General features: G+C 66.8%; 14 protein-coding genes. 10 read left to right on the forward strand and 4 right to left on the reverse strand.

What is annotated here, in order from left to right:
- Positions 1 to 234: 234 nt before the first annotated feature.
- The gene (locus ACWD3I_RS03320) at positions 235 to 1494 is read left to right on the forward strand and encodes a GNAT family N-acetyltransferase (RefSeq protein ID WP_365401045.1); all 1260 of its coding nucleotides are present in this window, start codon (positions 235 to 237) and stop codon (positions 1492 to 1494) included.
- Positions 1495 to 1697: 203 nt separating this feature from the next.
- Here the strand turns inward: ACWD3I_RS03320 and ACWD3I_RS03325 are convergent, their stop codons facing one another.
- Entirely contained in the window at positions 1698 to 1880 is a 183-nt protein-coding gene (locus tag ACWD3I_RS03325; RefSeq protein WP_266890587.1) for a hypothetical protein, read from the reverse strand.
- A 183-nt stretch (positions 1881 to 2063) separates the two neighbouring features.
- Between ACWD3I_RS03325 and ACWD3I_RS03330 the strand changes: the two genes are divergently transcribed.
- Positions 2064 to 2972, forward strand: coding sequence for a winged helix-turn-helix domain-containing protein (locus ACWD3I_RS03330; protein ID WP_365401042.1), 909 nt, complete (start codon positions 2064 to 2066; stop codon positions 2970 to 2972).
- Positions 2973 to 3011: 39 nt separating this feature from the next.
- Here the strand turns inward: ACWD3I_RS03330 and ACWD3I_RS03335 are convergent, their stop codons facing one another.
- Positions 3012 to 3200, reverse strand: a complete 189-nt coding sequence (locus ACWD3I_RS03335) for a hypothetical protein (RefSeq protein ID WP_365401039.1) — start codon at positions 3198 to 3200, stop codon at positions 3012 to 3014.
- 222 nt (positions 3201 to 3422) lie between these two features.
- Between ACWD3I_RS03335 and ACWD3I_RS03340 the strand changes: the two genes are divergently transcribed.
- The 4 genes from ACWD3I_RS03340 (at position 3423) to ACWD3I_RS03355 (ending at position 5752) form a co-directional block, all read left to right on the forward strand.
- On the forward strand, positions 3423 to 4304 hold the full coding sequence (locus ACWD3I_RS03340; RefSeq protein ID WP_365401036.1) for a winged helix-turn-helix domain-containing protein: 882 nt from the start codon (positions 3423 to 3425) through the stop codon (positions 4302 to 4304).
- Between the two features lie 29 nt (positions 4305 to 4333).
- On the forward strand, positions 4334 to 5041 hold the full coding sequence (locus ACWD3I_RS03345; protein ID WP_451084026.1) for an HAD family hydrolase: 708 nt from the start codon (positions 4334 to 4336) through the stop codon (positions 5039 to 5041).
- 127 nt (positions 5042 to 5168) lie between these two features.
- Positions 5169 to 5450: a GntR family transcriptional regulator gene (locus ACWD3I_RS03350; RefSeq protein WP_451084027.1), complete on the forward strand. Its 282-nt coding sequence runs from the start codon at positions 5169 to 5171 to the stop codon at positions 5448 to 5450.
- A gap of 32 nt (positions 5451 to 5482) precedes the next feature.
- Positions 5483 to 5752: a hypothetical protein gene (locus ACWD3I_RS03355; RefSeq protein ID WP_365401030.1), complete on the forward strand. Its 270-nt coding sequence runs from the start codon at positions 5483 to 5485 to the stop codon at positions 5750 to 5752.
- Positions 5753 to 5755: 3 nt separating this feature from the next.
- Here ACWD3I_RS03355 and ACWD3I_RS03360 read toward each other — a convergent pair whose 3' ends face one another.
- A complete protein-coding gene (locus ACWD3I_RS03360; RefSeq protein ID WP_266890599.1) occupies positions 5756 to 5938 on the reverse strand; it encodes a hypothetical protein in 183 nt (60 codons plus the stop codon).
- 171 nt (positions 5939 to 6109) lie between these two features.
- On the opposite strand from ACWD3I_RS03360, the gene ACWD3I_RS03365 reads away from it, so the two are divergent.
- Positions 6110 to 6982, forward strand: coding sequence for a GntR family transcriptional regulator (locus ACWD3I_RS03365; RefSeq protein WP_266890601.1), 873 nt, complete (start codon positions 6110 to 6112; stop codon positions 6980 to 6982).
- On the opposite strand, the gene ACWD3I_RS03370 is transcribed toward ACWD3I_RS03365, so the two are convergent.
- On the reverse strand, positions 6972 to 7709 hold the full coding sequence (locus ACWD3I_RS03370; protein WP_365401027.1) for an HAD family hydrolase: 738 nt from the start codon (positions 7707 to 7709) through the stop codon (positions 6972 to 6974). The two genes, ACWD3I_RS03365 and ACWD3I_RS03370, sit on opposite strands and share 11 nt — an antisense overlap.
- Positions 7710 to 7944: 235 nt before the next feature.
- Here ACWD3I_RS03370 and ACWD3I_RS03375 point away from each other — a divergent pair, with 235 nt between their 5' ends.
- The 3 genes from ACWD3I_RS03375 to ACWD3I_RS03385 all read left to right on the forward strand — a co-directional run bounded on the left by ACWD3I_RS03375 (position 7945) and on the right by ACWD3I_RS03385 (position 12024).
- On the forward strand, positions 7945 to 9045 hold the full coding sequence (locus tag ACWD3I_RS03375; protein WP_365401024.1) for a phosphotransferase: 1101 nt from the start codon (positions 7945 to 7947) through the stop codon (positions 9043 to 9045).
- A 132-nt stretch (positions 9046 to 9177) separates the two neighbouring features.
- The gene (locus ACWD3I_RS03380; RefSeq protein ID WP_451084028.1) at positions 9178 to 11358 is read left to right on the forward strand and encodes a phosphotransferase; all 2181 of its coding nucleotides are present in this window, start codon (positions 9178 to 9180) and stop codon (positions 11356 to 11358) included.
- A gap of 57 nt (positions 11359 to 11415) precedes the next feature.
- Positions 11416 to 12024: a TetR/AcrR family transcriptional regulator gene (locus ACWD3I_RS03385; RefSeq protein WP_365401018.1), complete on the forward strand. Its 609-nt coding sequence runs from the start codon at positions 11416 to 11418 to the stop codon at positions 12022 to 12024.
- Positions 12025 to 12053 lie beyond the last annotated feature (29 nt).

Here is a 12053-nt window from a genome sequence, read left to right on the forward strand (position 1 = left end):
ATCCGGCGTTTGACGACGAGGGCCTGCCGTCCCGATCCCCCACCCATCCGCATCCTTCAGCCCGTCCGGCGTTTGAGGACGAGGCCCTTTGGGGCCGATGGGGGTCCAGGGGGGGGCGGAGCCCCTGGGGCGGGGTCGAAGGGGCGGCAGTCCCTGGGGATGGGACGGGTAGGGGCGGCGGGGGCGAGGAAAAATCGTCGCGACAGCTCATCGTCGTAGACCTAACGTGGCTCCATGACCCGCCCGCACCCCGACATCGACATCCGTCCGATCGACGAGGACGAGATTCCCGACTGGATCCGTGCTCTGAACACCGGTTTTCTGCGCAGTCCCGGCGTCACCGAGGACGAGATCGCGGACCGGAGCAGCTATATCGAACCGTCCCGGACGCTGGGTGCCTTCGACGGCGGGCGGTGTGTGGCGACGTTCCGGTCGTTCGAGCAGCAGCTCACGGCTGTGGGTGGCGCGGCCGTTCCCGCGGATGCCATCACGAACGTCAGCGTGACGGCCACCCACCGCCGGCGCGGCATCCTGACGCGCATGATGGCCGAGGATCTCGGTGCGGCGAAGGAGCGCGGAGACGTCGTCGCCACGCTGATCGCCGCCGAGTACCCGATCTACGGCCGCTACGGCTTCGGCCCCGCCACCTGGATGACCGAGTGGACGGTGGACGTGCCGCGCGCCGGGCTGGATGCCCGTTGGTCGGGGCCCGAGGACGGCGGCCGTATCGATCTCGTGGACCGGGAGGACGTACGCAAGCTCGGCCCGGAGCTGCACGAGCGCGTGCGCCGCGGCCAACCCGGCGCGGTCAGCCGTACGCGGCGATGGTGGGAGATCGAGACCGGGGTCGTGCATCTGGACCGTGCCCCCTGGGTCGAGCCCTTCTTCGCCGTGTACCGGTCGGCCACCGGCGAGGTCGAGGGAATGGTGGCGTACAAGTGCGACGACCGGTGGGAGGACAAGCAGCCGGCCGAGACGGCCAAGGTGAGGTGGCTGATCGCCACGACCGCGGCCGCCGAGCGCACCCTGTGGCGTCACCTCTGCTCGATCGACTGGGTCACAAAGGTGCGGAGCGGCTGGCGCGGGCCCGGCGACCTGCTGCCGTTCTTCCTGCCCGACCCCCGGGCCGCCCGGATCACCACGCACGCGGACTGGCTGTGGGTGCGGATCCTGGACGTCGTACGGGCTCTGGAGGCGCGTACGTACGGCAGGGCGGGGGAGTTGGTCCTGGAGGTCGTCGACGGGGCCGGTCTGGCCGGCGGGCGCTATCGGCTGGAGGTGGCGGAGGACGGTCGGGCGTCCTGTACGGCGACCACGCAGAGCGCCGAACTCACCCTGGATGCCGTCGACTTGGCCACCCTGTGGCTCGGCGACGAGTCCGTCGTACGGCTTGCCGCGCTCGGTCGGGTCCGGGAAGACCGAGCGGGCGCCGCCCTGATGGCCGACGCCCTGCTGCGTACGCCCGGGCGGCCTTGGTGCCCGGACATGTTCTGAGGTCTCCCTCCTGACGGTTACCGCCTGCCGGTGACAGGGGCTTGGGACTGATCCGTAGCTGTAGCTGTAGCTGTTGAGTTGTGGCTGTGCTCAGCGGTGTTCAGTTGTCGGTGTGGAGTTGTGGCTGTGCTGACCGACCAGGCTCCCGGCTCCCCTCCGGAAGGGAGCCCGATCGGCCGACTGCGCGGACTTGGGCGGTCCGGTCAGCCGGACTGGGCGAGCAGCATCACGAGGATCGCCGCTCCGATGCCGCCGACCATGGTGTTCTTTGCCTTGATGCCGATGGTGAGAAGGACGAAGGCGATGATGCCCATCGGCCCCCACTTCCACTGGATGAGCTGCTCGAATCCGATGGCGAGGGCGGCGATGGCGATGGCGAGCGGCATGACGATCCCCCCTGTTGCGGTCCTACCTGTCGAGGTCTGAAGCGACCTGATGGCACCAACCCTTTGGAAGTTTGACCATGTTGTGCAAGTTGGCTACCAACTTCACTGTACTTATCTCCGCTTGGATGCGTCTCATAACCACCTTCCCTCGAACTGCCCAAAGATGGCGGGAAGTTGTAGTGTTTGGTCGTGGACCCGAAACACGCCTCCGTCAATGGACGGGAGAGGTCACAGCGGCCACACACATCACATCGTGAGGTGGCCGACGAGCTGCGCTCCCGGATCCGGTCCGGTGAGCTGCGGCCGGGTCAGCGCATGCCCACCCAGGCCAGGCTGGCCGACGAGTTCGGAGTGGAGCGCGGGGCGGTACGACAGGCCCTGCGCATCCTGCAGTCCGAGCAGCTGCTCACCAACGTGTCCAAGGGCAGCCCCGCGACCGTCGCCCCCGACCTCAGCAGGGCGCTGACCGGCCCCGGAGCCCCGCCGCAGCCCACGATGGTGGCCCTCGCCCCGCGGATAGCTGCCGCGTTCGCGACCCCGCACGTCGAGATCGACGCGCTCTGCCTGACCTCGGTCTCCTTCAACCTCGCCCTCGGTGAACCGCTGCGCCAGATTCACGCCGGACAGCTGAAACCGGCCAAGATCGACGTCCGCGTCCTGCTGCCGAGCCGGGACATCGACCTCGCCTTCCCCGCCCCGGTCGACGCCTCGGTGGACGGCCGGCTGCAGCGCCACTGGCTGGCCCATCGCAACGCCCAGGGTCATGTGCTCCGCCACAACCTGCTGGCCCTGCGCGCCACGCACGGCATCGACGTCCAGGTCACCTTCCGCGCGCTGCCCTTCACGCCGCCGGTGAAGCTGTACCTGCTCAACAACACGGAAGCCCTGTTCGCCTACTACACCCTCTCCCAGCGCGAGGAGCAGATCGACCACGAGTTCCTGCAGATGTACGACGCCGAGGGCACCCAGTCGATGCTGTTCGCCTTCGATCAGGGCGCCGGCCTGCGGGACACCACCTTCGTCGAGCAGTCCCACCTGTGGTTCAACGCACTGTGGGAGACGATCAGTTCGGAGCTGACGCTCACGAGCTGAAGGTCTCCCACAGTGGCGGATCCGGGCGTCGCCTGTCTGTCATAGGGCGGGCCCCGCGACCAGCAGGGCGAGCACGACGGCGCCGATGGAGCTCAGGGCCGGGCTCTTGGCCCTGACGCCGATGGTGAGCAGCAGCAGACCGATGATGCCGGTGGCGCCGTACTTCCACTGAACGGTCTGCTCGATGCCGGTGACGAGGAGTGCGGAGAGGAGGTAGAGAGCTGGCACGGTGTTCCCCCTTCGGGCGTGAGGCGGGCATCCGGGGCGGTCGGATGTGCGGGGGGTTGGATGTGCGGGGGGTTGGATGTGCGGGGGTTGGGCAACAAGGAGGCAAAACTTCCGCCAACTTGGAGAAGTTGGCAACCATCTCAGTGTTAGTTGTCCCCACTTGGCCCGTAGTCCGAAACAACTTCCAAACAACTCCCCATAGATGGATCGGAGTTGTAGCGTTTGGTCGTGACCCAGGAGAACGTTGCAGTGAACGGCAGCAGAAGGCTCTCGCCCCAGGAGATCGCCGACATCCTGCGGGAACGTATTCGCGCAGGCGACCTCAAGGCGGGAGACCGCCTGCCCACCCAGGCCGAGTTGGCAGAGGAGTTCGGCGTCGAGCGCGGCGCCGTCCGCCAGGCCCTGCGCGCCCTCCAGGAGGACGGGCTGCTCAGCAATGTGAGCAAGGGAAGCCCGCCGAGGATCGCGGAGCCGGCGCCGGTCCGGGGGGCGCCGCAGCCGACGATGGTGGGTCTGGCACCGCGGCTGTCGGAGGCCTTCACGGCGAAGCATGTGCGCGTGGACGTCGTGAGTCACACTTCCGAGACGCTGATGCTGGCCCTCGGCGATTCCCTCCGCCGGATCCACGAGGGCAGGATCCACCCGGAGTCCATAGAGTTCCGCGTCCTGCTGCCGTCCCGGGACATCGCCCTTGCCTTTCCGGTGCTGATCGACCGCGGAGGCGAGGAGGAGGACCCGGTCCACCAGCGCTGGCTGGAGATGCGCAACGCCCAGGCCCACGTCCTCAAGTACAACCTCAACGCCGTCCGCTCCACCCACGGCATCGACGTCCAAGTCACCTTCCGAGCCCTGCCGTTCACCCCGCCGGTGAAGATGTACCTGCTCAACAGTGATGAAGTGCTGCTCGGCTACTACATGCTCGAACGGCGCGAGGAGGAGTACGAGAGCCAGACCCTGGAGATGTACGACGTCCTGGGCTCCCGCTCCGTCCTCTTCTCCTTCGTGAAGGCGGCGAGCCAGCGCGATGCGGCGTTCGTGGAGGAATCCCAGAAGTGGTTCGACGCCCTCTGGGAAACCATCACGACGGACCTGACACTCTCCTAGTGACTAGTGATACGACGCAGACTGAACCGGTGACAGCAGAACTCGAGAAACTCCGCGAACTGATCACCCGCGCCCGAGTCGTCCTGTGGGACTTCGACGGTCCGATCTGCCGCCTGTTCGCCGGGCACACGGCGGACGGGGTGGCGAGGGGGCTGGTCGAGTGGCTGGAGAGCCGAGGCCTGCACGGCCTGGTGACGGAGGACGAACGGGAGTCCCTGGACCCTCATGTCGTCCTGCGCGCCGTGGACGGTCGGCACCCCGGCAGTGACCTGGTCGCCGAGCTGGAGGAACGTCTCACCCAGGAGGAACTGCGCGCCGCCGCCTCAGCGATGCCGACGGCGTACGCGGACCCCCTGATACGCACCTGGACGGCGGTCGGCTCCCGCCTGGCCATAGCGACGAACAACTCCCCCAGGGTCGTCCGCAGATACCTTTCATCCCGCGGCCTGATCTCCTGCTTCACCCCCCACATCTACGGCCGCACCGAGGACCTCCACCGTCTCAAGCCCGACCCGCACTGCCTCGTTCGCGCCCTCAACGCCATGGGTGCGGCTCCCTCCTCCGCCCTGATGATCGGCGACACCCCCTCCGACTACGAAGCCGCTCGCAGCGCCGGCGTCCCGTTCCTCGGCTACGCGCGTAACGATCGCAAGGAGAAGCTGCTGCGGGATGCGGGAGCCGAGGTGGTGGTGAAATCGCTGGCGGTGGTGCGGGCCGTGGTCATGGATCAGGCCTGAACGATCAGTGGCGCGAGCTCCGCGGCCCCCGTGGCAGGACGAGCGCACCCACCGTGCAGACCACCTGGAGCAGGGGTTCATCCCCGCCACCGTCCCTCCGGCTCGTGCCGATCGGCCCGGCTGTTCTGTGCCTGGTCTACTGGCGAAGGAGTTCGCGGTTTCCCGGGACACGGTTCAGCGGGCGATACGGGAGCTGGCCGACGAGGGGTGGATCGAGTCGAGGCGGGGGAGCGGTTCACCCGAAGTCACCCTGGATGTCTACACGCTGACGTCCGAATCCCTCGATGCGCACATCCGTGTTCAAGCCGAGCGGATTCGAGGTGGTCGTGTGGCACCCCACAGCTTTGCCGTGCGGATGCTGCTGCCCTCGGAGTCGTTGTCGATGCCGTACCCCAAGGCCCTGGGCTGAGGGAGCTTCAGTCCGACCGGCTCGTTCCGTCCGTGGAGGTGGAGATCCACCATGTGCCCCTGGTCCCGGTCTTCAAGCTCTATCTCCTCAACGGAGTCGAGGCACTGCACGGAATGTACGAGGTCATCGAACGCACGATGGTCCTCGAGAGCGAGGAGGAGATCCTCGCTCTCGACGTCCTCGGCTTTGGTGCCACGCCAACCCACCACGTGACGGACGCCGACCCCTACTCATCAGGGTCCGTCTTCGTGGCGAACATGCGGTCGTGGTTCAACTCGGTCTGGACGCACCTCGCCGAGTAGCGCCTACGCCTGCGTCATCAGCAGTACGAAGATCACGGCTCCCACGCACATGCACGTCGTGTTGCGCGCCCGGATCCCCACCGCGACCAGGAGCAGGCACAACATGCCGAGTGTCCCGAACCTCGACTGGAACAGCTGGTCCAGGCCCACGAGGAAGACCGCGGACAGCAGTTGAAAGACGATCATGACGCCCCCATCTACCACTTCCCGAGAAGCGATCAACTTCCAGTCCAATTGGACTGGTTGCCTAAAACTGGTCATGCCCTGGTCTGTTGATCCCTTAACCAGCAGTCAAGTTGGGCTGCCGATTTGACTGAAATTAGTTTGTCCGGCGACGAGGAGAGGTACTGTCGGCGTGTGAGTGACAGCATCACCGGCGAGGGCGGCGGCAGGGCGTTCGAGCGCGTCGCGGGTGAGCTGCGGGCGCGTATGACCGACGGGACCTATCCCCACCAGTCGCTTCTGCCCCCGCAGCGTGAGCTGGCCGACGAGTTCGACGTCTCGCGCGACACTGTGCAGCGGGTGCTCAAAGAACTCAGCAACGACGGCTGGATCGACACCCGTCAGGGACGGGGCTCCCGGGTCATCTGGATGCAGCGGGTGCACTCCCCGACGAGCAGCAAGAGTGTCGACGGAATGGTCACCTTGCGGCCCATCATCGAGCACGCCTTCGAACAGCCCGAAGTGACCCTGGACGTCTTCTCGCTGACCTCCGAGTCCCTGGAGGCATACATCCGCCTGCAGGCGGAACGGATCCGGAGCCAGCAGATCACCCCCCGGCGCATCGCTCTGCGCATGCTGCTGCCGTCCGAATCACTCCCGCTCCCTTACTGGCGCACCCATGTCGCCCTTGAGAACGAGGCCCTGAAGGAGCGTTACCTGGGGCTCGTCAAGCGCTACACCGTGTCCATGCGCTCCGTGCTGCGCAATCTGGAAACGGATGGACTCGTGTCCTCCGTGAGCCTGGACATCCGCCGGGTGCGATTGATGCCGCACATCAAGCTGTATCTCCTCAACGGATCGGAAGCGGTGCTCGGCCCCTACAAGGCCAAGGTGCGGACCATAGTCCTCGAGGACGGCCGGGAGATCGAGGAGGCCCTCGACGTGGTGGGTCCGGCCGCCGGCCTCACACACCACGTCAAGGACGAGGATCCGAATTCTCAGGGAACGGTGTTCGTGAACACCTGGCAGGACTGGTTCGACGCCACGTGGAATCACCTCACCGATTAGCCAGCAACTTCCCGGCGATCTCGACGAGGGGAAGGTGTGAGAGGACCACGGCATCCGCACCGTCGTGTTTCATCTCGGCAGCCTTGAGGGTGTCCTCCGTATATCCGAGGAACCGGGTTCCGGCCTTCTGGGCAGCTGTCAGATCCGTGGGCTGGTCTCCCACCATGAGGCAGGCCGGGAACGGGACGTCAAGAAACGCGCGAGCCCGTTCCAGGCAATGGGGATGCGGTTTCATATGCCGGGCGTTCTTCGGATCCCGGCCGAATACACCGACGAACTTCTCGTCCAGCCCGTGCTGTTCCAGATATGCGCGGATCGGTTGCTCGGCGTTGTTGCTGACGATGACCAGGGGCAGCCCGAGTTCACTGAGCAGGTCCGCGAGCGCGGCGACGTCGGACGCCGGTTCGGCCGTTTCGACGGCCCTCTGTTCCTGTGCGGTGACGATGCGTTCCGCGAGTTCCAGCGGACGCGGGTCGAGCGGCCGGTGCCGGCTGTCGTACATGTCCCTGAGGCGGCCGAGGATGCCGTGCGAGTCTTCGCAGGACTCGACCTCCGCATCGAGAGTGCCCCAGTATTCGCGCGCCGCGACCTTGACGTCTGTTGCCGTGTCCTTCGTGGACGCGCCGCGGAAGAGATCGCAGATGGGCCCGTCGAAGTCGAAAAGCACGGCCCGGACGGAACCGAGCAGGCTCCATACCGCATCATGGTCCTCGATTGCGTCTGCCATGGGCCTCCTCGTGGTTGCCGCCCAGTCTGTCCCACTGAGGTGCCGTGCTGCCAATGAGACAGCTCCGATCGTGAATGCTGCTCCTCAAGTCTCGATCGGACGTGCGCCGGTTCGCCCGCCACGGCGACCGGATCCGCTCGATGGACCCGTTCTCCACCACCGCTTGACTGCAGTGGAGTAACGTGCGTCACCCCTACCTCCCAGCGGCTCCATCAGAACGGGCTGAACACAGCGAATGACTCCCCAACTGGTCTCCGGCACCCGGCAACGCGCCGCGGAAGTGAACGGTGGCTCGGGTGTGCTGAAGGGCCCGCTGAAGGGGTACCACCACGAGACGTATGTGCTCGCTCTGCCGGACGGGACACGAACGGTCAAGTTCCGGGAGCCGCGCGCCGAGATCCTCTGGTACGACCGCAGGTGCTTCAGGTCCGAGGAGCAGTTGCTCCGTGCTCTGAAGGGGCGTGTCACGCGGATCCCCGACATCCTCGACGTGGCGGGCATGGGCATGCAGGGGTTCATCGAAGGGCGGACCCTCAGGCCTCGCCTCTGGACCGGCCGGCGCGTGACCGACGCGGTGTTCGACCAGATCCTGGACCTGTTCAGGGAGATGGCGCGGGTCACGCCGGACATGCTGAGCGTGGAGCGGCGCTGCAAGAAGGAGGACCGCGCGGAGGACGGTGACACCGACGGTTTCCTGGAACGGCTCATCGTCTTCATAGAGAAGAACGTCTACAGAAAGAACAGGGACGATTTCGCCGGGCTCTTCAAGGAACTCGGTATTGAGGACGAAGTCTTCCCCCGTCTCCGGAAGCACGTTGAGGGGTTGAACAGGCGCCCTTTCTGCCTTCTCCACGCGGATCTGCACCGCAAGAACTTCGTCATCGATCCCCAGGGGCAACTCTGGACGATCGACTGGGAGTTGGCCATGCTGGGCGACCCTCTCTACGATCTGGCGACCCATCTGTACCTGATGCGTTATCCGGCGGATCAGGAGAACCGTATGGTTCAGGAATGGCGGAGGGTCGTCGAGCGTGTCCGTGCCGGGAGTTCGGACGGCTGGGAGGTCGATCTGCCTCTGATTCTCGACTTCAAACGGGCACAGTCGGTCTTCACCGATGTCATTCGGGTGGCCCTTTCGCTGCGCGACAGAACGGGATTCAACTGGGGCGGCCTTTCTCGGGCGGCCGGGAGCCTGCAGAAGGTTCTCGCCAATGCGGCCGAGCCGCTGGGGCTGTCGGAGACACCGAGCCGGGCACAGGTCATGGCCGCGCTCGTTCGCTGGAACCGCGAGCAGGACATGCGGCAGGCGGAGCACTCCGTATCGGCCCGAATCTGACCGCTCCTGACGCCTTTTGGCGATGGTGTGTCATGGCAGGAGTGAGCTCACGCGCAACCCGTGCGGCAGCGACGTATGTTCGTATGCTTGGATCCCGGCTCTGCCGACAGCCCGAGCACACCGGAGCGGCCCGTGGGCGCACCTCCTCTTCCCCGTCCTTCCTTCGGGGAGCGCATCATCGATGAGGCGTGGGTCGAGGCGTTCGTGAGGAGGGCTCCGCAACTCGGGGTGACAAGCAGCGGCCATCACAACGACAACCATGTGGTGTCTCTGACGGTGGACATGGCACAGCAGTTGGGCTGTGTGGCGGGTACGAAGGTGACCGTGCGGGTCCGACGGCGTGAGGCGCTGCCGGTCGTGATCCGGACCTGGTCGGACGAGGCGAAAATCCTCGGCGCCCTCAGAGGCGTGCTGCCGCATGTCCCCCAGTGCCTGGTCAAGAGGGACCGTTTCGCGATCCACAGCTATGTGGAGGGTGTGCCGCTTTCGGTGGTGTGCGGCAATGGCAAACCCGTGGACACTCTGCTCATCAAGGCACTCGCCGGTCTGCTCGCCGCGATGGCCGGGATAAAAAAGAGGGGGGCCCTGCCCGTCCTGCCGGCCGACTGGCCCCGCAAAAACACCGACAGCCGGGGCTTTCTGCGGATGCTGGCACACACGGCGGACCGGCAGATCCGGCAGCCCAATTGGCCTGCCTTCGGTGGTCTGTTCGCGGCCCTGGGCATCCCCGAGGACGCCTTGTTGCGGCTCGCCGAACGGGTTCCGGTCATGTCCCGGCGGCCGTACAGCCTGCTCCACGCCGACCTGCACCGGGACAACCTGATTCTGTCGTACAGCGGTGATCCGCCCCTGATCTGCGTCGACTGGGAACTGGCGAGCTACGGCGATCCCCTGCACGACCTCGCGACCCACCTCGTACGCATGCAGTACCCAGCCCACCAGTGGGACGAGGTGATCGAGGCGTGGGCGGATGCCATGCGGCAGATCAGTCCCGAGGCCGTCAACGGCCTGGCCAGGGACCTGCGTCACTACGTCGCCTTCGAGCGGGCGCAGTCGGTCTACCCGGACGTGATGCGGGCGGCCCAGTCCCTGCAGACATCGACCGACCGGAAGAGCCTGGACGAGGCGACGGCGAAGGTGCGCCGGGCGCTGGAGGCGGCGGCCGAACCACTCAGGCTCGACGGCGTTCCGGACCAGCGGGAGATCGAGCAGATCCTCTTCCGCTGGCAGGCCGTGCGGAGGGACAGGCACGCCCCGTCCGTCGAGAGCAGCAGCTGGAGCCCGGACCCGCGCTTTCCCGAGTACGCCGACTTTCCCGGCCCGGCCGTCCATGACGCGCTGCTCGCGGAGGGCGCCGCGCCGGCCGGACGGGTGTTCAGGGGCACGAGGCACCTCAATTCGGTGCTCCAGGTGCCCGGTGTCGCCTTCCCCGTCGTGATCAGGCGTCGGCGGTCCGACGCCTGTCGGAGGGAGCGGGGCTTCCTGAGCGAGCACGCGGTGCTGCGGACCATTGACCAGGCCCAGGTCGCGGTGGCTGCCCCCAGGCTGCTCGCCCTCGGTACGAGCTATGGCGGAGAACCGTTCGCTATCCACACATACGTGGGCCCTCCCGATGCCGGCCGGCCGCCCGACCATCCCACACACGGCCTGGGGCCGCACGAAGCGGACGGTCTGGTGGACCAGCTCTGCGCACTCACGTGGGTGGACTACACGGGACTCGACCCGGCTGCCGGTGCGGGTGACTACTACGAGTGGCTGAGCGCTGAACTCGTCGGCCTGGTACGCGATCTCCCGAAGGAGTCACAGCAGTTGGCCCGGCAGCTCGGGCTGCCCGATGCCTCGCGGCTGCACGAGAGCCTTTCCCGATTCAGCGTCAGCCAGCGCGCGCCGTCCCTGCTCCACGGCGACCTGCACCCCTGGAACCTCGTGCGCCGGGACGACCGTCTCGCCCTGAGCATCATCGACTGGGAGATGGCCGTCGTGGGCGACCCGCTGCACGACCTGGTCCGGCATCTGCACCTCACCCCCACCCGGCCGGAGATCAGAGAACGCATGTTCCGGCGCTGGGAGCGCGCCATGCCGTACGAATACACCGTCGGCTGGCGGCAGGACCACCGCGTCTACCGCAGGTTCGAGATCGTGCGCTCCGCGTATGTGGACCTCGACCGCCTGGTGACCGGAGCCGATCTGGACCTTCCCAACGTCCGTCGTGCGGTGGACTCGTACGCGATGACCCTGGCGGCGGCGATGGCGTCCTTCGGCCTGCCGATCCCCGCCACGGCGAACCCCTACCTGGCCCGCGCGCTGGGCTGAGTGGCGGAGCTGCTTTCAGCGAGGGACCCCAGCGCCCCCGCCCCGTACCCTCACCCCATGAGCGAGATCGGCCTGCGCGAGCGCAAGAAGCAGCGGATGTACGAGAGCCTGTCGGACATCGCCGTCCGCCTCTTCCTGGAGAAGGGCTACGACGCCGTCTCCGTCGCCGAGATCGCCGCCGCGGCCGAGATCTCCAAGCCGACGCTCTTCCGGTACTTCCCCAGCAAGGAAGACCTCGTCTTCCATCGCATCGCCGATCACCAGGACGAGGCCGCGCGTGTGGTGCGTGCTCACCCCGGCGGTCCCCTCGACGCCCTGCGCCTGCACTTCCTCGACGGGATCGAGCGGTGCGATCCCATCACCGGGCTCAACGACCACCCCGCCGTACGTGCCTTCTACGACTTGCTCTACGGCACTCCCGCCCTGGTCGCACGGCTCTACGCGCACCTCGAACGCTCCGAGGAGGCACTCGCCGAAGCCCTCGGGGGTGATCTCGACGCACGGCTGGCCGCCGGGCAGGTCATCGCCGTGCAGCGGGTGCTCGCGCAGGAGAACTGGCGTCGGATCGGGGGAGGGGAGAGGGCGGAGGAGGTGCGGGCCGATGCCGCGGTCGCCGCCGAGGGGGCGTTCCGGGCGCTGGCCGCAGGGTTCCCGCGTCTCGCATAACCGAGGCTCGGTAAAAAATTTAACTCGGT

The sequence above is a fragment of the Streptomyces sp. NPDC002817 genome, assembly GCF_053592055.1.

Bases quoted from the DNA above. Each gene is read 5' to 3' on its own strand.
- ACWD3I_RS03320 (WP_365401045.1), top strand. From the start codon at position 235: ATGACCCGCCCGCACCCCGACATCGACATCCGTCCGATCGACGAGGAC.
- ACWD3I_RS03325 (WP_266890587.1), bottom strand. From the start codon at position 1,880: ATGCCGCTCGCCATCGCCATCGCCGCCCTCGCCATCGGATTCGAGCAG.
- ACWD3I_RS03360 (WP_266890599.1), bottom strand. From the start codon at position 5,938: ATGATCGTCTTTCAACTGCTGTCCGCGGTCTTCCTCGTGGGCCTGGAC.
- ACWD3I_RS03370 (WP_365401027.1), bottom strand. From the start codon at position 7,709: ATGGCAGACGCAATCGAGGACCATGATGCGGTATGGAGCCTGCTCGGT.
- ACWD3I_RS03375 (WP_365401024.1), top strand. From the start codon at position 7,945: ATGACTCCCCAACTGGTCTCCGGCACCCGGCAACGCGCCGCGGAAGTG.
- ACWD3I_RS03385 (WP_365401018.1), top strand. From the start codon at position 11,416: ATGAGCGAGATCGGCCTGCGCGAGCGCAAGAAGCAGCGGATGTACGAG.